The organism is Paraburkholderia aspalathi, from assembly GCF_905220735.1.
GTDB classification, from domain to species: domain Bacteria; phylum Pseudomonadota; class Gammaproteobacteria; order Burkholderiales; family Burkholderiaceae; genus Paraburkholderia; species Paraburkholderia aspalathi.
Map to the genome: position 1 here is coordinate 122,969 of NZ_CAJNBA010000001.1, position 18,905 is coordinate 141,873.

The window sequence follows — 18,905 nt, forward strand, 5'->3', positions numbered from 1 at the left end:
TTATTTAGCGAGCGCGGCCTGCGCCCACAACTGGTCGACTTCCGCTTTCTTCGCCGCGGCTTTGACCACGTCGAGCGGATGCATCTGCGGCACGTCGGGCATCTTCGCGCGGATGTCCGCGGAGAGTTGCACGTCAGCCACAGCGGGACGCACATACCCTTGCGCGAACAGTGCCTGGCCGACGTCGCTCATGACGAGGTTCAACCACAGACGCGCCGCATTCTGATTCGGGCCGTCCTTCACGAGACTCATGGCGTACGGTGCGGACACCGTGGCTTCCTTCGGGATCACGACTTCGACGGCGTCGCCCATACCGTCGGCGTACTTCGCTTTGAGACCGTCGTTTTCGTAGCCGATCAGGATCGGAATCTCGCCCTTGACGAACTTCGCGTAGGGAGTGGTGCCTTCGACACGCATCACGTTGCCCGCTTCGCGCAACTTGCCGAAAAAGTCGGCACCCGGCTTCGGATTGTCGACGCTACCGCCGAACGCATAAGCCGCGGCGAAGACCGCGACCTGTCCCTGGCCGGTCGAACGCGGATCCAGATAGACCACCGAGTTACGGTATGCAGGCTTGAGCAGATCGGCCCAACCTTGCGGGACGTCCTTGATCAGTTTCCGGTTGACCAGCAGGGCAATGTTCAATGAATGGACCGTGAACCAGCGGCCGTCGCGCTCGCGAAACACCGGCGGCAGTTTGTCGAAATTGATTGGCTTGAACGGCGCCACTACGTCCTTGTTGACGGCGTCCAGTGCGGACGCGGCAAAGTAGTACGCCGTGTCGGCCTGCGGACGCCGCCGCGACTTGTCGAGCGCCACCACGGTCGCCGCCGAGCCGATATCGTTGTACGTAATCTCGACCTTCGGATAGCGCTTTCTGAACTCAGCGAACAGCGCCTTCCAGTTGGCCCATTCGGGACCGGTGTCGAACGAGACGACGAGTCCTTCATCCGCGGCCTTCGCGTACAACGCGTCTTCTCCGGGGTAAAGCGGCGCGGCCGGCGCGGCATGTGCGCCGGACGCGGCGGTCAGTACCGACAACGCACAAACAACTGTGGCGATGCGGCGGACTCGCGACAAAAGACTAAGCCCTGCAAACATTCTGGTTCTCCGTCAAACAAGGAAGGTGAATTAGCAAAATTGACTGGTCTGCGCGGGCAGTACGCGCAGGTGCTCGGGGTCGATCGCGATAGCGTGTTCGGCAAGACGGCGCCCTTCGCACAGAAGCGGCTTCTGCGTGGAATCCGGAACGAAGTCGTAGCGGCACGTCGCGCCGAAGTAGCGCACCTCGGCGCGGCGGCCGGCGAGCCGGTTGACCGCGTTCGCCGGCGGATCGGGCTGCACGTGCTCGGGGCGAAGCAGTACCTCGACCTGGTCGCCAGGGCGGAAAGCACGGGTATCGGCGGACAGCAGCGCAAAGGAAACGTCGACCGTGCCGTTCGCAATCACGCGCCCCGGCATCACGCTCGAATGACCGACGAAGCGTGCGACCTGCGTCGATACTGGCTGCTCGTAGAGACGTTCAGGCGTATCCACCTGCAAGACACACCCGCCGTCGACCACGGCCACGCGGTCCGCAAGGCTCAACGCTTCGTCCTGATCGTGCGTGACCAGCAGGGTTGTGGCGCCGCATGCGCGCTGCAGCGTGCGAATCTCGTCGCGTAGCTGCTGGCGGATGCCTGCGTCGAGCGCGGCAAGCGGTTCGTCGAGCAGCAGCACCTTCGGTTCGAATGCCAGCGCACGGGCCAGCGCGACGCGCTGCTGTTGTCCGCCCGACAGCAAGGTCGTACGCCGCGCGGCGTGTTCGCCAAGACCGACCCGTTCGAGCATGTCGAGCGCGCGAGCCCGGCGTTTCGCAGCATCGATGCCGCGCATCCGCAGCCCGTAGGCCACGTTGTCCAGCACGTTCAGATGCGGGAAAAGCGCGTATTGCTGGAACACCATGCCGACCTCGCGGCGCCACACCGGAACGCCCGCCACATCGCGCCCGTCGATCGCGATCCGTCCTCGATAGCCGTCCAGGAGACCCGCGGTCAAGCGCAGGATCGTCGACTTGCCGGAACCGCTGCGGCCCATCACCGCGACCAGTTCTCCCGGCGTGACCGACAGCGTGACGGCTTCGATACCGTGTTGCGCGCCGGGATAAGTAAAGCTCACGTTGTCGAAATGGAGGCTCATCGTTTTACTTCAGTCGTTGGACAGTGTTGATCGATACCAGGGTCGCGATCACCGCGAGGCAAAGCAGCACCACGGTGGCGGCGCACGCCATGCCGGTCGCGCCGTAAAACGCCTGCAGCAACACGACCGGATAGTTCCGGTAGCGAAAACCGGCGATCAGGTTGGACACCTGAAATTCTCCGATCGACAGTGCGGCCACCATGACGAGTCCCGAGAACAGGCTCTGCCGGAGGTTGGGCAAAACGATCGTGAAGAACTGCCGCAGCGGCGTGGCGCCGAGCGTCGCAGCGCAGGCTTCGAGGCGCGCGATGTCGAGGTGGCGCAAGTCGCTAAGCAGTGTTTGCGTGAGGTACGGCAAAGTCAGCACCGTATGGGCAGCAATCAGCAACGACAACGATCCGAGCCAGGGCAGCGTGTCGCCGCTGAAGATGGCGATGTAACCGAAGCCCAGCGCGAGCGCCGGCACCCCGACCGGCAGCAACGCGACCAGCCGCGCGGTCATGCCGCGCCCGGAGAGCGAGTGGTAGTGCAGCGCATACGCGAGCGGCAAACCGATCACGGCAGTCGCGCAACAGCAGGCCAGGGCGACCATCAGGCTCACGCCGAAAGCACGGCGGAAACTCGCGTTGGCGGCAAGGTCGGCGAACCAGTGTCCGGTGACGCCGGTCGGCAGCATTGTGTTGGTCCACGTTTCACCGAACGCGCCGATCAGCAGTAGAGCGATCGGCAGCAGCATATAGATCGCGAAGAGCACCACTACGGCCTGAAAGACGACGCGCTGGATCGACGCAAAGCGCCCGCTGCTGTGACGAGCGGGAACATGGGGCTGGATGACCGGTGCGGCAGGCGTTTGCATGCAAGCTTTCCTCGTGAAACGGATGGAAACCCGCGCGCCCTGACAGGACGGGGCGCAAGATTTCGATTTGCTTGCAAGTGTGCGGATGCGACATGGCGTCGTCATGAAAAAAACGTACAAAACACGCATTGCGCTGTGCGCATCCGGAATACTTCGACGCCAGAACGATGAAACACCTTTACCCGAACCTCACCGAATTACTCGCCTTCACGAGCTCCGCCAAGCATCTGAACTTCTCGAGAGCAGCGCGCGAACTGGGACTGACGCCGAGCGCAGTCAGCCGGCAGATCGCCAGCCTGGAAGATTCATTCGGTGTGCAGCTTTTCATTCGGGACGGCCGCAATCTTGCGCTCACCCGGGCGGGCGGCCTTTACCTCGCGCGCGTGGCCACCCCGTTGCGCGACCTGGGCAACGCGTCGCTCGAACTCATGAGCGCCGCCGGGCAGAGCGACGTGCTGACGATCGCGAGCGTGCCGACGTTCACGACCAAATGGCTGATTCCGCGGCTACCGGAATTCCTGTCGAGCACCCCAGGACTCACGATCAGCTTCAGCCGGCACCTCGCGCACGGCGATCCGTTTCCGCTGGATCTGGACGCGGCTATCCGCTATGGCGATGGAAGTTGGGAGGGCGTCCAATGCGATTACATCGACGGGCGTACTTTTCTGTTGGTCTGCGCGCCTGAATGTCAGCAACGGTATGCGTTACGCCGGTTGCAGGATGCCGCGCGCGTACCCCGGCTGTTGCACAGCCAGGCTGAACAGGTATGGAGTCAATGGACCGAGTTCTACGATGTCCGCGACATGCATGTGCTTGCAGGCCCGCGCTTCGAGCAATACTCCGTGCTGATCCAGGCAGCTCAGGCCGGTCTGGGACTAGCGCTCATCCCAGCCTTTCTCGTGCGCGACAATCTCGCCGCCGGCACGCTTGTCGAACCGCTGACGGCCCCGATCGACGTCGATCATGGACACTATCTCTGCTATTTCCCGGGGCGCATGGAAACACAACCGGGGTTGAAGCGGTTCCGGGAATGGATGTTGTCCAAGGTCTGAGAGTCGATACGCCAAGACACACATCGGCGGGCGCCAGTGCGCCGCTTTGCGGGTACCCGTGTTGAGCCTAAACTAGCCGGATACCTTCGGCCCCCTCGGACCTCATGCCCCGTCGCGAAGACCATCACGCCCAGCCGCTTGCCTCGTCCGCCACACCGGTCGGCGCCGACGCGTTGCAAGACCCGGCCCTGCTGCGCCGCCTGCTACGCGCCAAGGACCGCATGGACGCCGCCTCGCACGAGGCCTGGCCCGTCAAGCGCCTCGCCGAGGTCAGCGGCGTCTCCGAGGCCCATTTCGCGCGCTCCTTCAAGCGGGCCTTCGGCCTCCCACCGCACCGCTACCTGCTGACGCGGCGCATCGAGCAGGCCACCACCCTCCTGCGCGACACCGAGCTCGGCATCACGGAAATTGCCTTCGCCACCGGCTGGGAGAGCCTCGGCACTTTCGGCCGCATCTTCCGTGACATCACCGGTCAAAGCCCCAGCGCCCTGCGCCTCGAGGCTCGGGCCAACATGCCTCTGCTCGACCGTGTGCCCGCCTGCGTCCTCAAGGCCGCGCAACGCCCCGACCTCAACATCGCAGTTTTGGAGAAGCGCCGCCGCATGGCCAAAGATACATTCTGACCATCAACCAGGGAGGTGCCATGAACCAAGGTGTAAATGTCGTGGGCTTGTACGTCGATAACCAGGACGAAGCGCTCACGTTCTACGTCGACAAGCTCGGATTCCGCGTCCACACGGACGTGCGCAACGGTCCCTACCGCTGGCTCACGGTCCAGCATCCGGATCAGCCCTCGTTCCAGCTCGGCCTGTTCACACCCGGGCCACCCATCCACGACGACGCTACTGCGCAAACCTTGCGCGCCATGGTCGCCAAGGGAGCCATGCCGCCCCTGGTTCTCTCAGTGGACGACTGTCGCGCCAGCTACACCCAGCTGAAAGCCCGCGGCGTGGAATTCACGCAGGAGCCGATAGACCGCTTCGGCAGCGTCGATGCCGGTTTCCGCGACCCTGCCGGCAATGGCTGGAAGATGATCCAGGCGCCGAGGAGCACGAAATGAATACCAGCGCCTGGATTCGTCGGTCTCACCGGTGGATATCCATCGCCTTCACGCTGACGGTTATCGCCAACTTTGTCGCCATGGCCCGGGGAAGCGGTCTCCCGCCGCCCTGGATCACCTACGCGCCGCTGCTGCCGCTGGCCCTTCTGTTGCTCTCGGGGCTCTACCTGTTTGCTTTGCCGTACTTAAGCCCCGACCGCAGCCTTCGAAGCCCGCAGCGCTCTGTTGGAGACCAGGAGGCGCCGCTCGCCTGAAGAACGGCCCTATCGTGCGAGCTGAGCCTGCCTGGGGCGTTGGTGATAAGTCTAGTGGGTCGAGAACACTGAAATGCCGCCGTTGGGGAAGCCTGCCGCGCCGGGCTGGAACGGCACATACACTTGCCCAAGCGAACTGTCGATGGCGACAGAATGCGCGCCTGTGCCCACCGCAATCTTAAAGAGCAACTGCCGTGATGCACCATCGATTACGCCCATCTGCGGACTAAACCCTGAGGCGGCGGCAATCCCGCTCGTCACGTAGTGCCGGGCCGGCAGGAAATAGCGGTTGGACGCCGGATCGTAACCGACCTGGTCCACCCCGCCAAATGGCAGGCTGGCCTGAATTGCGCCACTCGTGCGATCGAGGATCAGCGTGATGAGCGGATCGCCGGCGGGTGGATCGCATCCAATGAGCACGTCGTTATTCGGACCAAGCACGATGCCCGTCGGTCCGCATTTCCCTAATGGAAACGACTTGCTGACAGCAGGACTTCCCGCCACCGCGGAGCTGGCAGTGATGACATCGAGTTCGCCCTCGGGATTGGCAGCGGTCCCGTCGTTGTTGATCAAAAAGCTCTTCGAGGCAGAATCATATGTGCATGCTTCCAGCCCCGACGAACCGTTGAAAGGAAGCTTTACCAGCACCGTTTGTGTCAGCGTGGAAATGAACGTGACGAACGGCGGTGAGTCTCCAGGACTCGCGTACATCACGAGATGATCGTCAGGATCGTAGCAACCCTCGTCGACGCGCTGTCCGGAATTACTGATGGTGATGGTGTTGACCGTCTTTTGCGCAGCCGTATCGATCACCTTGACTGAATCGACGTCGCCGGCATAGATCGTGTTCGTGCCGGTGATACCTACAATTCCGTCCGGACCGGACTCGTTTGTCGTGGCGCCGGCACCGATGAATGGACCCGGGATCTGGGCGATCAACGTGTTCGATTTGGTGTCTACGACATCGACTGCTTTGTTGTTGCGGTCGGTCAGAAAGTACTTGCCGGCCTCGACGTAGCCGATGTCGAAACTGAATGGCGGGCTCGAAGCATTGGGCACGGCGATATTCGTCAGTAGCTTTGGCGATGTCGGTCCGCTGACGTTATCTCCGCCCCCACAACCGGCCAATGTGGCTGCAGCGAGCAATATCAAGGCCATCAGGCGCTTTTCCATCGATTCGTCTCCTTTCCGTTTATTGGCTTGACCGCTGGTCCACGGATTGGCCTGAGTATTTGACTTTCCCACCGCTTTCGATCGATGAACCATTTCTTAAGGAATCTTAAGAAAAGTCCATCTGAACAGATAACAACATTCCCCATCGATGCGGCTGTATGGCTCACACAATGGCGGCGCAGTGGAAAATCGGAAAGTAAAACTTATTTATGGTCTGCATTCAGTGAATGCCATACCTGTAATGGATCTGAAACATTCCATGGCGCTTGCTCATCTCGCCGATGTTGGTATTTTCAGACGGCGATTCACTCAATACGCCGAAAGAAGTAATCAACGATGGCTTGTGAGGTCCGCGAACTTCAGTGACCGAAATAGATCGAGTGAGTATTTACGGTTGCCGTCGGCGCACCCGCCTGCGATGAGCCATCCGACGTTCCGCCTACATCCATGCTCCCCTGCGCCGCGACATTCTGCGTTTGAACACGCGCCTCTGCTGCCTGAATATCGTCTGGGTAGTGCACGTCTTTGGCGGCCGGGCGGTAGCCGGCCTGTTCTACGCGAATCAGATCCGCGCGTACGTCGGCCCGTGTTAGCGGAGCCGTAGCGTCCTGCGCGAAAGAGGCAACTGGAGCGGCGAATACGCCGGCAATCAACGCTGCATAGATAAGGGTCTTCATGATGAAATATCTCCCGAACTTGAGTTTGGTCAGCTTCACGCCACTGTGACTGAAGCCTCCGATCTCACCACATCGTAGAAACGTGAGTGAGTGTTCCTTATTCTGTACGGTGAAGATGGATGCACGCTGACGCTCACATTACATTGGTGTCATGTTCGCTTTGGCAGTTCCCCGTTTCTTGCTGCAAGAGTGATAACTAAGGGGTTATCCTTCGACACTCACAGCGACACACGCACGTCGACCGTTGACAGTCAGTCGCCTCGCATTTTTTCGAGGATGAATTTTTTACTTGCCACAACTAGTCCGTTGTTTCACGCGGGAAATATAACTATGGATTATTTTGCCGCGGTACGGGCCTTCATCAACGCAGCGGAGCTGCAGAGCTTCAGCAAGACAGCCCATGAAATGGCGGTCAAGACCTCGACCGTCTCGCGCTACGTCAGCGAGCTCGAAAAGGATCTGGGCATCGCTCTGTTCAACCGGTCAACACGGGGACTCGTCCTGACAGAAGGGGGCAGACTGTTTCGCGAACACGCCATGATTGCCCTGCAGGCGCTCGACGACGCACGTCAGGTTACGTCATCGTTGAATCTCACACCGCAAGGCGTGCTGCGCGTCACGATGCCCTCGGCATTCGGGCGCCGGCATATCGTGCCGCATCTGCCGGCGTTCATGACGCGCTACCCCGACATCGGCCTCGATATTGTGTCGACCGACGAAACGCTCAACATGATCGAAGCCGGCATTGATGTGGCAATCCGTATCGGCGTGCTGCCCGACTCTTCGTTGATGGCTAAACGCATTGCGCCGCATCGTCGTATCGTCTGTGGCAGCCCGGCATATTTCGAACGCAGCGGGATGCCTCTTGTCCCTGAAGATCTGGCCGCGCACGATACGCTTCGCTTGTCCCTGCTGCCGGACGATAAATGGTCTTTCACGCGCGTCGCGGATGCACAGGCATCGCCGGAACAGGAACAGGTGCTGGTGGAATTGCAAGGGCGCTTGCGCGCAGACGACTCCGAAGCCGTATTGGAACTCGCCGTGGCTGGCTGCGGCCTTGCGCTCCTGCCGACATGGCTCGCGTCTACAGCTCTGCGCGAAGGGCACCTGCTGCACGTGCTGCCTGAATGGGAAGCACGCACGGGGCGAACCGAACCCGCGGTCTGGGCGGTCTACCCGCCGAAGAAAATCGTCTCGTCGAAAGTGCGCGCGTTCGTGGATTTCTACGCCGAGATGTTTGGCGAGCCGCCGTACTGGGACGACGGACTCGCATTGGCGATTGAACCTTAACGGGCGAAGCGGATATCGAGCGTGCGCAGCCAGGTCTGCAAGCCGGCATCCTGGATCGGGATCACATAAGCGTTTTCGTTCGTTTCATTGAAATGCGCATGCCAGTATCCCGGCGGCGTAACAAACGCCATCCCGGCTTCCCAATCGACGCGTGTCGGATTCACGATATTGCCGTTCTCGTCCAGTTCGGTACCCACCAGCGTATAGACGCCGGGACTGCCCCCAGCGATGAAGTCGAGTGCAATCGACTGGTGACGGTGCGGCTTCTGGATCGAGTTGGGCGGCACGATGCCGAACATGGCCCACAACACATGCGTGACCGTTCGCGTCTGCGGGAAATTGGCGTTGCCCATCAACACGCTGATGCGGTTGCGGCGGCCCGCATTGGCCTCTTCCGAAACCCTGCGCAATTCCGCCTGCGCCTGGGCGGCCGGATAGAGCGTCGGCGCAAAGCGCGCGCGGACGCCGGTCGTGCCGAGATAGGTGAGCAACGGCGCGTCGTTGACGTAATAGAGCGTGGCCGTCGCTGCGGCGGAAAGCACGGCAGCATCGCCGCCTGGCAGCGTGAAGAAATCGCCCTGCGCGAACGGGAAGCTCGTTTCGGCCTGCGTCACGCTGCCGGTCCCGCTAATGACATAGCAGACCTGCGAGGTCGCGTTCGGGGCAAGCGTCAACGCATCGCCTGCGTTGATGCGCAGGAAATTGGCGCTCAAGCCGGGGCCGGTCGCGGGGCCGGGGCAACCCAACTCCGCGGAGAGGTCGAGCGGCACAACTCGCGTTGCGCCATCCGCGTACAGCGAAGGCGGGAAATTGCGGAAAGGCACGCGCGAGATGAGCTTCGCGCCGATCGGATTAGCGGACGACGTGTACTCGAAGTATTGCGCGTCCAAGGTTGCAGTAGCGGGTTCGGCGAGAAGCGCCGGGGATGTCCTGGTCAACATGGTCTGCTCCTTTGGGTTAGGCGGATTTCGTCCGGGTCCCCTCATGAAGTTGGGGTTAGCGTCCGAAAGCTGACCTGACTATAGGTGCGGGCCGCTGGCCTCAGAAGTGCCGGAAATCGAAATCACTTTTGCGCAAAGGGGCATACCGTGCGTACGCTTTGGAGCAGTAGCTGGTTGTTCGAGATGGCGGGCGATACGATCGTTACCTTCTTGCCTAAACAGGGTCGGCCCCGGGATCGCTAACGCGGGCGGCCGTATAAATCAACCACATCAAATGGCCCATTTGCCGTTCAGTGACCTTCCGCCCGTCGGTCTGATGAACGACGACAATGTCGTTCACGGGATCGACCACCACGAACTGGCCACCGTGACCATCGGCCCAGAAACCACCGGGTGGCAGATCCATCACCGCAGTGCGTCGATCGGCCAATCCGGTCCACCAGAGATAGCCATATCCGGAATGAAGGTGATTCTCCGACCAGGCCCGGGTACTTTCGCTGACCCAGCTTGTGGGAACAATAGCCTCGTTATTCCATTGGCCGGACCGAAGGTATAGCAAGCCGAAACGAGCCAGGTCGCGCGCACTCAGATGAAACAGATAGGCCGGATACATGGACTCCGGTCCGCGGAGGTAATGCCCATCCTGCGGACGATAATCCTGCATGCCGATCGGACTCGCAATGCGCTGCCGAAAGCTATCGAAAATCGATGCCCCGACCGCACGTTCATAAATCGCACCGAGGACATTGAAATCCCAGTTGTTGTAATACCAGAACGTGCCGGGAGGATGACTACCGCGAGCAGGCCGCAGTCGCTTCTCTCCAACTGTTTCGTAAAGCGCCGGATGATATACGCCGGAACGCGCCTGGAGTAACTGCCGAACCGTTGCCTCTTTCTCTGCATCGGTCAGACCGGGAGGTGTGTCGTCGATATTCAGGCTTGCCAGGCTTGCGTCGAGATCGATTTTTTTCTCTGCAACAGCGATGCCAATCAGCGCACTGAGAAGGCTTTTACGTACTGAATTGACCTGTAGCTTGCGAGTAATGTCGCCCAAGCTGCCAAGCATGCGGCCGCGATGCACGATGACGAGCGTCGCGGTGCCGATCGATTGAGCATAGGCATGAACCTGCGTGAGCGCATCGGCCGACCATCCTGCCTGTTCGGGCGCGATACGGTCCCACTCTGCTCCCGGCCAATCTATCGCGTCAGATGACTGGCCCGCGAAAGAGATTGAGCTCTGCGCCACCAGATCAGCGATGGCAAGTGCAAGGAAGGCCCTGCGAGTAACTTTCAAACTCATCTCCTGTAGCCAACGCACGTTGTTGCCGTCCGAACGAAGAACGTTTCAGAATTGACTCCACGAACCCTTTGGAATCACGTATCGGTGCGGCCTGGAACGTTATCAAAGAATCATTTCGAACACTCCGTTTTTAAACGACGGACTGCCGATATTCCGTTGGCAAGGGGATCAGCACAATCTTGCTGAATATTACGAAGTGGGACGCACGTGGGTAAGACCCTTCGCACACACGAAGAGATTCAATGTCGCACGTTAGAGACCGGCGACAGTTGCTGGTGACTATCAAGTAGGTGAGGAAACACCGATCGGCAACGTACCGCGCGATGTCAGTTTGTCGTTGCCCGCATTGCCCGATATTCGCGTCGCACGATATCCATCAGTTCCTCGACGGACGTGCTGGCTGCTTCCCGCTGGTAAGTGACACGTCCGCGCTGCATCAGCATCACGCGGTCCGCGATGTCGAGCGTCTGCGCATAGTTGTGCATGATCATGATGATGGACAGGCCACCTTTATTCTTGAGTCGAAGGATCAGGTCGATGATCAGTCCGGCCTCGCGGGCGCCCATTGCAGCGAGCGGCTCGTCGAGCAGCAATATCCTGGCATTCGAATTAACCGCACGCGCGACCGCGATAGCCTGTCGCTGTCCTCCGGAAAGCTGCTCGACCGGCAAATCGACCGAAGGCACATGCACGCCGATTTCTTCAAGACACTCCGCGGCGCGCTCACGCATGGCGCGATTGTTCAGCAAGCGAAACGGGCCTCGACGTATGATCTCCCGATTCAAAAACATGTTGTGATAAATGCTCAGCGAATTGGCGAGCGCCAAATCCTGGTAGACGCATTCAATGCCGAGTGAACGGGCGTGATCGACCGAGCGAAGCATGGTCTCCTCGCCACCTACAAAAAGCTTGCCGCTGGTCTGCTGATGAAACCCGGTCAGAATCTTGATCAAGGTCGATTTGCCCGCCCCGTTGTCACCCAGCACGCCAAGGATCTCTCCTTGTCTTAGCGTCAGCGACACGCCGTCGAGCGCGGTGACCGCGCCGAAACGTTTGACAATATCCTCACCGCGCAGCGCCTCCAGCACCTCGGCCATCACAACTCCCCTTTGCGCGCGAGACGAACCACGTGGATGTTGAAGATCATGGCCCCGAGGATCGCCGCGCCGAGAATCATGTTGAAGGTGAAGGCGTTGATGCCGATCAGCGTGAAACCGTCGTTGAGAATGCCAAGCACCGCCGCACCAATCAGCCCACCGATGATCGTGCCCGATCCACCGGCGAGCGGCGTGCCGCCAATCACGGCTGCGGCAACGGCAAGAAACATGATCTGATTACCGCCCGCTTGCGGATCGATCGACGTGATGCGAAAACCCTCCAGAATCCCGGTCAAGCCCGCCAGTAACGCGGCAAGAATAAAGTTGCCGAGCTTCAGCCGCCGGACCTGTATCCCTGCCTCACTCGCGCCCAACGGATTAGCGCCCGACGCGATCGTATGCAAACCCCAGCGTGTATGGCGAAGCAGCACGTGCATGACCGCGGCGATGGCCAGCGTCCAGATGATCTCGCTATATCCCCATCCCCCCATGACTGCAGCAAATACGGAATCCTCCGGTGGCGAAACCGGTGTACCTCGCGAGATCGTCAGCGTGAGGCCGTTCACGAAGAACAACGTACCGAGCGTCGTCACAAAAGATGGGATGCGCAGATAGACCGTCACCGCGCCGTTAATGAGCCCGACGAGTCCTGCGGCAATAACGCCGATAAACATCGCAAGCCATGCCGGCAGGCCAGCCTCGAGAGAAAAATGCATGATGAAAGGCGCAAACGCAAAAACCATCCCGGCGGAAAGATCGATCTCTCCCCCGATCATCAGCATGATTTCACCAAAGGCAATGATCGCCACCGGGGCGATGAACTGTGAGAGATTCTGCAGACTCGCGCCGGTCAGCAGGAAGTCATGGTTGACTGTCTCGAAGTAGATGCAAAGGATGAGTGCGACGGCAAGAATGCGAATCTCGCTGGAACGTCCGAGCGCGCTTGACCAGCGCCTCGGGCGTTTAGCGGGTGGTTGATTCGGCACGGCAGAGCTCACCCTTTGATCGCGCCTGTGCGTGGCACGATCTGGGCCTTCGTGCTTTTGCCTTCATAGCGCGTCGAAGTGGTCAGGTAAGGATCGACGGTGCCCTTGGTGACGAATTTCAGGCCGGTGTTAATATTGGCCGGCCCAACGAGGCCGCCGGATGAAAGAAAGATGAAGGCCTCCAGCACCGTATAAAAACCCTGTACATAGGGTTGCTGGTCGATCGTGAAGTCCAGGAATCCTTCGTGGATCAGATCGACCGTGCGCGGCAACAGATCAAAGCCCCCGCCGTGCACACCTTTGGCGGGCAAGTTGGATTCTTTCATCACCTCGGCAACGCCTTGGGTGCTGCCCGCATCCACGGCAAACATGCCTTTGAGATCCTGGTGGCCGAGAAAGAAGGACTTGATCTTCGATAGTTCTTCGTTGACGGTCGCACCGGTTGCGATGGTCTGCACGTCGATCTTCTTGCCCGATTTCTTGATGGCAGCCGCTGCGCCGTCAAGCCGGGGCTGAATGTTGAGCTGGCCGGGCGTGGCGATAAAGAGCGCGACGAGGCCGCTGTCGATGAGGCTGACGATTCGCTCGCCCATCTGGTAGCCGGACAGATAAAGATCCTGACCGATATAGGCCAGGCGCGGATTCGTCGAACCCGAGGGCGCGTCAGCGTTGTAGGCGAACACGGGAATGCCGGCGTCGAGCGCGGCCTGGATGGGTTTGTCGAACGCTTTGGGATCGACGATCGGTACGGCGATTGCGTCAGCTTTCCCGGCAATCGCCGCGTTGACGGCGTTCACCATTTCGCCGATGTCGGCATTGGCCGAGCCGGTCCATTGATAGTCCATGCCCAGCAACGCGGTCGCATCCTGAATGCCGTATTGCGTGGGAACGAAGAACGGATTCGTTGTGACGTGGTTGACGAATACGATCTTCCACCGTTTGTGCGCTGGGAACGATCCGGCTTCAGCCGCCTGCGCCGGTGTGATCATTCCACCCATCAGCGCCAATGCTGCGGACAGGCCCGCGCCCTGCAGCAAGCCGCGACGCATGCCTTGCACTTCGTCCTTTTGGTCCCTTTGGTCCGTTTGGTCTTTGTCTTCCTTCGCTTGCGTCATCTCAGTCTCCCGTCTCTCAGTTGTTGAACACTTCAATGTCCATGACGGCGCAAGCAGGAAAAGCCCCGGCAAGAACAGCACCGGAGCCGGGAATCATTCCTTTCATGAAACCCACGTGCACGCGCGTACGCATGACTACCCTCCAGAAAATGCTATATCACGCCCTATTGCCTACTAATCGATGTATACCCTTAACTAGTCGGACTAATTAAATTTTTGCGGTGCAGCGCAGTGCTCTGTATTCGCGTCCCGCCGTGCTGCGCAACACAATGACAGGATGGGCCTCACTCGCCAGCCACAGGTCGTGCGTTGTCGAAATGATCTGAACGATAGGCCACTTTAATAGTATTACTATCCAGTTAGCATCTGGAAGGAAAGAGACAGGAAGAACGAAGCGCTTCGCTCAATGGTTGGGCTCAGCCGACCCGTTCGTATCAGGGTTCTGTTTGAAACTGGCTGCCGGTTTCCAGAACGCGCTCGGCGTCTACGCGCGCATTGTCGAGCTGGACCAGACTTGCATGTCGCGCGCCCAACGGGTCACGACTCTGGATTGCAGTAAGAATCGCCTTGTGCCGCGGCAACGAAAGCGCGTGCGTGTCGGGATGACGACTCGTCAGCTTGATCGATTCCGTCAGGGCAAGCGAGAGCATGTTGCCGATATAGGCCAGCAGGTCGTTGTGAGTAGCCGCCATGATGGCGCGGTGAAACTCGAGGTCGGGATCCAGTAGCGCGCTTGCGGTTTCGGCGCGCTCCATCTGATCGTAAGCCGATGCAATACGCGCAAGATCGTCGCTAGTTGCAGCCGTGGCGGCGAGCGCCGCTGCCGCGGGTTCGATCACGCGGCGTACGGTCAGGAGTGAGCTGAAGAATTCGCCTTCTGGAACACTGTTGATCGTCCAGAACAGGACATCGGGGTCAAGCATGTGCCATTCCGCGCGAGGCTTCACAACACTGCCTACACGCGTTTTCGACACGACCAGCCCTTTCGCCACGAGCACACGGGTGGCCTCGCGCAGCACGGGGCGGCTAACGCCGTACCGCTCACACAGGTCGGCCTCTGCAGGCAAGCGCTGGCCCGGCTGCAGCTTGCCGCCGACGATATCCATGCCGAGCTCCTGCACGATGCGGCCATGCAGGCTCTTGCGCTGCTGCAGATGACGATAGTCCATGGTCAACGATCGCGGTCGTGTCCGGCTCAGTTTTTGCGCCGACCGGTGCGGCGTTCTGAATGGCACTTACCTCGTCGTCGACACGGATAGAGCTGGGTAGCGTGGAGATACTTGCCGGTCCAAGCATAGCACGCGACATTTGGCGCTAATCGAGTCCAGCTCGATTGGCTAGTGCCCGGCTAGCAGGACATTGGCAATGACACCCGTCGCGATGGCGGCGAGTACATAGTCCCCGTTCACGCCGACCCATTGATACCCGCGCGGCGGCGCTTGCAGGCCGTGTTCGTGCCAGTTGTCGACAACGTAATTACGGTCGCGATACTCCGTCGGAAGCCGCTCACCCTTGTGCCAGTCGTTGTGAGGAACGGGACCGCCCGGCCCTCCTAAAGACGCATCGTGCGGCGCAGGGCCGCGGCCATGTCCATGCTGGTCCCCGTGACCCGGATTCGGTCGGTCGTGCGAAGGCTGGCCGTGGCCGTGATTGTCGTCATGCTGCTGCGCAAAGACGGCTGTGGACGTGCCGAGTAACGAAATGATTAAAAGTGGTGCGGCGATTGTCAACTTCATGGCTTTGCCTCTGAGAGAATGACGCGATAACAGCGTGGCGCTCGAAGCTCTGTCTGCCGTGAAACGCCTGCTGCGTGTCGATTACATGGCTACGCGACGTAGTTCGCTCATCAACGCTCACCACGTCCGCGCTGGCAGATAATGTCATAAGAATGCCCGATCGCCAAAACCGCGCTTGGTGGCTTCACGGATTCGCGTTGCGTGACACAGTGGCGTCATCGGAACGTGTGCTGACGGCGCTAGCCGAGTTGGCTCTGAAGTTTACTTTCCTTACTGTTCGATTTGCCCCGCGGCAATGTCCTCGAGCGATCTTCCGCGTGTCGGCACGCCCATGAGTAGCACGGCCATCGCACCCGTCAGCAGCACAAGCGTTGTCGCGCCGAACACTCCGCCAAAGCCCAGTTTCGGATAGACGTACCCAACGAGGATAGGCGCCGCAATCGCGCCCAGCCGGCCCACTGACGAAGCGAGCCCGGTGCCCGTTGCGCGCACGTCGGTGGGAAACACCTCGGGCGTATAGGCGTAAACGCCCGCATAGGTGCCGTTCATGAAGAACGACAGCAGGATTCCGGACACCATGATGCCGGCATCCGTACCCGTCAACGCAAGCCCAAGCGCCGATACGCCGCCCAGGATCATGTATGACGCGATCGTCGCCTGCCGGCCGATCTTCTCGTTGAGCCACGCGCCTGAAAAGTATCCCGGGATCTGGGCAAGGTAAATCACGAGCGAATACGAAAAGCTGCGCGTGATCGTCATCCCGTTTTGAACCAGCAAGCCGGGAATCCACGTGAAAAAAGCGTAGTAGCTAAACGTGATGGATAGCCACATCAGCCACGTCATGGCTGTGATGCGCGCGAGCTTCGTCGCCCACAACGCCTTGACGTTCGCGACGATCGAGGCTCGTCCGGCTGCGAGCGGAACGGTTCCGTCGCGCACCGGAGACAGCGGCTCCAACTGCACGCCCGCTTGCGTGACCTCCGCTTCCATTCGCGACACGATCGCATCGGCTTCCGCATGCCGGTCACGCGCCTCGAGCCAGCGTGGCGACTCGGGCAACGCACGGCGCCACCACAGCAGCATCAGAATGGGCAGCGCGGTGATGACCATCACGGCGCGCCATGCATTGGGCGCGAGCGGGATCACCAGATAGCCGAGCAGTGCAGCCGCCACGAAGCCGAAGGAGAAAAACCCCGCGAGGCTGCCCGTGAAACTCCCGCGATACCGCCGCGCCACGAACTCGGAGAGAAACGGCGCGACGATGGCGCTTTCCGCACCCGTTCCCAAGCCGGCGACGATCCGCGTCGCGAGAAAAAATCCCCAGTCGTTCGCCAGTGCACTGGCAAGCGACGCGACACAGTAAATCACGAGCGCATACATCATGACCTTGCGCCGGCCGATGACATCGCCGAGCATGCCCGCCAGCATCGCGCCGACGAAATAGCCCATGAACGTGCCGCTTCCCAGTACGCCCGTCTGTACGCTCGTCAGCCCCCATTGCGTGCGCAACACGGGCAGCAGGAAAGCGAGCACGGCGGCGTCCATCGCATCGAAGGTGTAGCCGAGGCCGCCCATCAATAGCAGACGGCGGTGAAAAGCTGAAAACGGCAAGCGCTCGATGCGGGCGGAAATCATCGTCATGAACAGGCTCCGATAGGGACTGTGGGGCACCGCGGACGAGCGTACTACGGTCAATATCTTTCGAGTTCGTTGACGAAGAGCCGGCCATCCTTCATCACGAGCGGAATATGCTCACCCTGACCCAACAGGCAATCGACGGACTTCAGAGGATTGCCGTCGACCACCAGCACATCGGCATGGGCACCCGGCATGATTCTGCCGAGCTTGTCCTGCATGCCCAGCACTTCCGCGCCAACGAGGGTCGCGCTTGCGATCACCTCGGCTGGCGAGAGAACCTCGGCCAGGATCCGGAATTCGTCGCTTTGCAGACGCTGTGCCTCGCCGAGCAAATCCGTGCCGAAGCCCATCTTGACCCCGGCGCGCTTCATGATTTCAATCGAGTGCATGCCGGCGCCGTGCACGTCCGCGACCTTGGCGATACTTTCCGGCGGCAAGCCATACTTCTCGCCTTCGCTTGCAAGGGCGTCGTAAGTAACAAGGGTTGGCACAACATACGCGCCATGCTCCGCAACGAGGCGGGCCGTCTCATCGTCAATCAGATTGCCGTGTTCGATCGTGCGCACGCCACAGCGCACCGCGCGCGCGATCGCCGCGGCCGTATAGGCGTGAGCGAGCACATAGGTGCCACGCCCCTGAGCTTCCGCTACGATCGCGCGGATCTCGTCTTCGGAGTAACCGAATGCGCCGACAGGATCGGTCGGTGAAGCAACGCCGCCCGACGCCATGATCTTGATCTGATCGGCGCCCATCTGCAGTTCCTCGCGCACGGCCCGGCGCACTTCATCGACGCCGTCCGCCACGCGGCCCAGCGCACCCACACGCACGCAGCATCCGCAGGGTGAATCGGGTGGCATGTAGTCGGAGCGGGCGCGCGGATCGGCGTGGCCGCCGGTCTGGCTTAACGCGCGGCCGGACACGAAGAGGCGCGGGCCTTCGATCAGCCCTGACTCGACCGCCTGCTTGAATGGATACCCGGCACCCCCTGCGTCGCGCACGGTGGTGAAGCCGCGGCGCAGCATCGCACGCATGATCGGCACGGCGCGCAGCGTAACCAGCACGTTAGGTAGCGTCGCCACGCGCGGCAGGTTGAACTCGATCGCGACGACATGCACATGCAGATCGATCAAACCCGGCATGATCGTTTTGCCTTTGACGTCAATCACGCGCGCACTGCCGCTCTTTATCGGCTTGTCGGAAACCTCGCGGACGAAACCGTCCTCGATGAGGACTTCGAAGCCTTCTAAAAGATCAGGATGGGTAGGGTCGAGCAGTGCGCCGTTACGTAGGAGGAAGGTGGTCAACGGTTGTCTCCTTCAGGTTTCGATCGCAGCGCCCGGCGTCCGGAACTCACCTCGGGTATGCAGGCGGGCGTATGGAAGCATATGGAAGCGCTGCCAGAATATTCACCGGAATCAGTGTGACACGCATCACGTCTGCGCGCTAACGAACACGTTGTGCGAAGCGGCACGCAATTGCCGCTCAACGGGTCATGCTGCGCCGCGACGGCTTCACGAAGGTAGCGTAAAAATCCCGAAAAATTTTTTCCCAA

The 18,905-nt window shown here is 60.5% G+C and carries 19 protein-coding genes; 5 read left to right on the top strand and 14 right to left on the bottom strand.

Going from position 1 to position 18,905, the window contains the following annotated elements; genetic code table 11:
• From KHO30_RS00480 to KHO30_RS00490, 3 genes are read right to left on the bottom strand one after another with little or no spacing between them, the layout of a single operon-like run.
• Positions 1 to 1,101, bottom strand: coding sequence for an extracellular solute-binding protein (locus KHO30_RS00480; RefSeq protein ID WP_211699730.1), 1,101 nt, complete (start codon positions 1,099 to 1,101; stop codon positions 1 to 3).
• Positions 1,102 to 1,131: 30 nt separating this feature from the next.
• Positions 1,132 to 2,178, bottom strand: coding sequence for an ABC transporter ATP-binding protein (locus KHO30_RS00485; protein WP_211699731.1), 1,047 nt, complete (start codon positions 2,176 to 2,178; stop codon positions 1,132 to 1,134).
• A 4-nt stretch (positions 2,179 to 2,182) separates the two neighbouring features.
• On the bottom strand, positions 2,183 to 3,034 hold the full coding sequence (locus KHO30_RS00490) for an ABC transporter permease (protein WP_211699732.1): 852 nt from the start codon (positions 3,032 to 3,034) through the stop codon (positions 2,183 to 2,185).
• Positions 3,035 to 3,201: 167 nt separating this feature from the next.
• On the opposite strand from KHO30_RS00490, the gene KHO30_RS00495 reads away from it, so the two are divergent.
• The 4 genes from KHO30_RS00495 to KHO30_RS00510 all read left to right on the top strand — a co-directional run bounded on the left by KHO30_RS00495 (position 3,202) and on the right by KHO30_RS00510 (position 5,400).
• Positions 3,202 to 4,086, top strand: coding sequence for a LysR substrate-binding domain-containing protein (locus KHO30_RS00495; protein ID WP_211699733.1), 885 nt, complete (start codon positions 3,202 to 3,204; stop codon positions 4,084 to 4,086).
• Between the two features lie 104 nt (positions 4,087 to 4,190).
• A complete protein-coding gene (locus KHO30_RS00500) occupies positions 4,191 to 4,709 on the top strand; it encodes a helix-turn-helix domain-containing protein (protein ID WP_211699734.1) in 519 nt (172 codons plus the stop codon).
• Positions 4,710 to 4,729: 20 nt separating this feature from the next.
• Entirely contained in the window at positions 4,730 to 5,146 is a 417-nt protein-coding gene (locus tag KHO30_RS00505; RefSeq protein WP_093635045.1) for a VOC family protein, read from the top strand.
• Positions 5,143 to 5,400: a hypothetical protein gene (locus KHO30_RS00510; RefSeq protein ID WP_211699735.1), complete on the top strand. Its 258-nt coding sequence runs from the start codon at positions 5,143 to 5,145 to the stop codon at positions 5,398 to 5,400. The genes KHO30_RS00505 and KHO30_RS00510 overlap by 4 nt, the downstream gene beginning before the upstream one ends.
• A gap of 51 nt (positions 5,401 to 5,451) precedes the next feature.
• On the opposite strand, the gene KHO30_RS00515 is transcribed toward KHO30_RS00510, so the two are convergent.
• Positions 5,452 to 6,573 carry a YncE family protein gene (locus KHO30_RS00515; protein WP_211699736.1) on the bottom strand — a complete coding sequence of 374 codons (1,122 nt, stop codon included), beginning with the start codon at positions 6,571 to 6,573 and terminating at the stop codon, positions 5,452 to 5,454.
• Between the two features lie 359 nt (positions 6,574 to 6,932).
• A complete protein-coding gene (locus KHO30_RS00520; RefSeq protein ID WP_211699737.1) occupies positions 6,933 to 7,250 on the bottom strand; it encodes a DUF4148 domain-containing protein in 318 nt (105 codons plus the stop codon).
• 330 nt (positions 7,251 to 7,580) lie between these two features.
• Here KHO30_RS00520 and KHO30_RS00525 point away from each other — a divergent pair, with 330 nt between their 5' ends.
• On the top strand, positions 7,581 to 8,540 hold the full coding sequence (locus KHO30_RS00525; RefSeq protein WP_211699738.1) for a LysR family transcriptional regulator: 960 nt from the start codon (positions 7,581 to 7,583) through the stop codon (positions 8,538 to 8,540).
• Here the strand turns inward: KHO30_RS00525 and KHO30_RS00530 are convergent.
• From KHO30_RS00530 to KHO30_RS00570, 9 genes are all read right to left on the bottom strand, one after another.
• Positions 8,537 to 9,481, bottom strand: a complete 945-nt coding sequence (locus tag KHO30_RS00530) for a cupin domain-containing protein (protein WP_211699739.1) — start codon at positions 9,479 to 9,481, stop codon at positions 8,537 to 8,539. The two genes, KHO30_RS00525 and KHO30_RS00530, sit on opposite strands and share 4 nt — an antisense overlap.
• Before the next feature lie 214 nt (positions 9,482 to 9,695).
• On the bottom strand, positions 9,696 to 10,781 hold the full coding sequence (locus KHO30_RS00535) for a serine hydrolase domain-containing protein (protein WP_211699740.1): 1,086 nt from the start codon (positions 10,779 to 10,781) through the stop codon (positions 9,696 to 9,698).
• A 326-nt stretch (positions 10,782 to 11,107) separates the two neighbouring features.
• On the bottom strand, positions 11,108 to 11,878 hold the full coding sequence (locus KHO30_RS00540; RefSeq protein ID WP_211699741.1) for an ATP-binding cassette domain-containing protein: 771 nt from the start codon (positions 11,876 to 11,878) through the stop codon (positions 11,108 to 11,110).
• Positions 11,878 to 12,864, bottom strand: a complete 987-nt coding sequence (locus KHO30_RS00545; RefSeq protein ID WP_244862776.1) for an ABC transporter permease — start codon at positions 12,862 to 12,864, stop codon at positions 11,878 to 11,880. The genes KHO30_RS00540 and KHO30_RS00545 overlap by 1 nt, the downstream gene beginning before the upstream one ends.
• 8 nt (positions 12,865 to 12,872) lie before the next feature.
• The gene (locus tag KHO30_RS00550) at positions 12,873 to 13,913 is read right to left on the bottom strand and encodes a sugar ABC transporter substrate-binding protein (RefSeq protein ID WP_211700927.1); all 1,041 of its coding nucleotides are present in this window, start codon (positions 13,911 to 13,913) and stop codon (positions 12,873 to 12,875) included.
• Positions 13,914 to 14,413: 500 nt separating this feature from the next.
• Complete coding sequence (locus tag KHO30_RS00555) at positions 14,414 to 15,148, bottom strand: FadR/GntR family transcriptional regulator (protein WP_093635036.1); 735 nt, start codon at positions 15,146 to 15,148, stop codon at positions 14,414 to 14,416.
• A gap of 168 nt (positions 15,149 to 15,316) precedes the next feature.
• The gene (locus tag KHO30_RS00560; RefSeq protein WP_093635035.1) at positions 15,317 to 15,715 is read right to left on the bottom strand and encodes an RcnB family protein; all 399 of its coding nucleotides are present in this window, start codon (positions 15,713 to 15,715) and stop codon (positions 15,317 to 15,319) included.
• Between the two features lie 270 nt (positions 15,716 to 15,985).
• Positions 15,986 to 17,356, bottom strand: coding sequence for an MFS transporter (locus tag KHO30_RS00565; protein ID WP_211699742.1), 1,371 nt, complete (start codon positions 17,354 to 17,356; stop codon positions 15,986 to 15,988).
• Between the two features lie 50 nt (positions 17,357 to 17,406).
• The gene (locus tag KHO30_RS00570; protein WP_093635033.1) at positions 17,407 to 18,657 is read right to left on the bottom strand and encodes a metal-dependent hydrolase family protein; all 1,251 of its coding nucleotides are present in this window, start codon (positions 18,655 to 18,657) and stop codon (positions 17,407 to 17,409) included.
• Positions 18,658 to 18,905 lie beyond the last annotated feature (248 nt).

Excerpts from the sequence above, each read along its gene's own strand:
- KHO30_RS00555 (WP_093635036.1), bottom strand. The coding sequence starts at position 15,148 with ATGGACTATCGTCATCTGCAGCAGCGCAAGAGCCTGCATGGCCGCATC.
- KHO30_RS00480 (WP_211699730.1), bottom strand. The coding sequence starts at position 1,101 with ATGTTTGCAGGGCTTAGTCTTTTGTCGCGAGTCCGCCGCATCGCCACA.
- KHO30_RS00495 (WP_211699733.1), top strand. The coding sequence starts at position 3,202 with ATGAAACACCTTTACCCGAACCTCACCGAATTACTCGCCTTCACGAGC.
- KHO30_RS00530 (WP_211699739.1), bottom strand. The coding sequence starts at position 9,481 with ATGTTGACCAGGACATCCCCGGCGCTTCTCGCCGAACCCGCTACTGCA.
- KHO30_RS00515 (WP_211699736.1), bottom strand. The coding sequence starts at position 6,573 with ATGGAAAAGCGCCTGATGGCCTTGATATTGCTCGCTGCAGCCACATTG.
- KHO30_RS00560 (WP_093635035.1), bottom strand. The coding sequence starts at position 15,715 with ATGAAGTTGACAATCGCCGCACCACTTTTAATCATTTCGTTACTCGGC.
- KHO30_RS00525 (WP_211699738.1), top strand. The coding sequence starts at position 7,581 with ATGGATTATTTTGCCGCGGTACGGGCCTTCATCAACGCAGCGGAGCTG.
- KHO30_RS00510 (WP_211699735.1), top strand. The coding sequence starts at position 5,143 with ATGAATACCAGCGCCTGGATTCGTCGGTCTCACCGGTGGATATCCATC.
- KHO30_RS00505 (WP_093635045.1), top strand. The coding sequence starts at position 4,730 with ATGAACCAAGGTGTAAATGTCGTGGGCTTGTACGTCGATAACCAGGAC.
- KHO30_RS00565 (WP_211699742.1), bottom strand. The coding sequence starts at position 17,356 with ATGACGATGATTTCCGCCCGCATCGAGCGCTTGCCGTTTTCAGCTTTT.
- KHO30_RS00500 (WP_211699734.1), top strand. The coding sequence starts at position 4,191 with ATGCCCCGTCGCGAAGACCATCACGCCCAGCCGCTTGCCTCGTCCGCC.
- KHO30_RS00485 (WP_211699731.1), bottom strand. The coding sequence starts at position 2,178 with ATGAGCCTCCATTTCGACAACGTGAGCTTTACTTATCCCGGCGCGCAA.
- KHO30_RS00535 (WP_211699740.1), bottom strand. The coding sequence starts at position 10,781 with ATGAGTTTGAAAGTTACTCGCAGGGCCTTCCTTGCACTTGCCATCGCT.
- KHO30_RS00550 (WP_211700927.1), bottom strand. The coding sequence starts at position 13,913 with ATGCGTCGCGGCTTGCTGCAGGGCGCGGGCCTGTCCGCAGCATTGGCG.
- KHO30_RS00490 (WP_211699732.1), bottom strand. The coding sequence starts at position 3,034 with ATGCAAACGCCTGCCGCACCGGTCATCCAGCCCCATGTTCCCGCTCGT.
- KHO30_RS00520 (WP_211699737.1), bottom strand. The coding sequence starts at position 7,250 with ATGAAGACCCTTATCTATGCAGCGTTGATTGCCGGCGTATTCGCCGCT.
- KHO30_RS00540 (WP_211699741.1), bottom strand. The coding sequence starts at position 11,878 with ATGGCCGAGGTGCTGGAGGCGCTGCGCGGTGAGGATATTGTCAAACGT.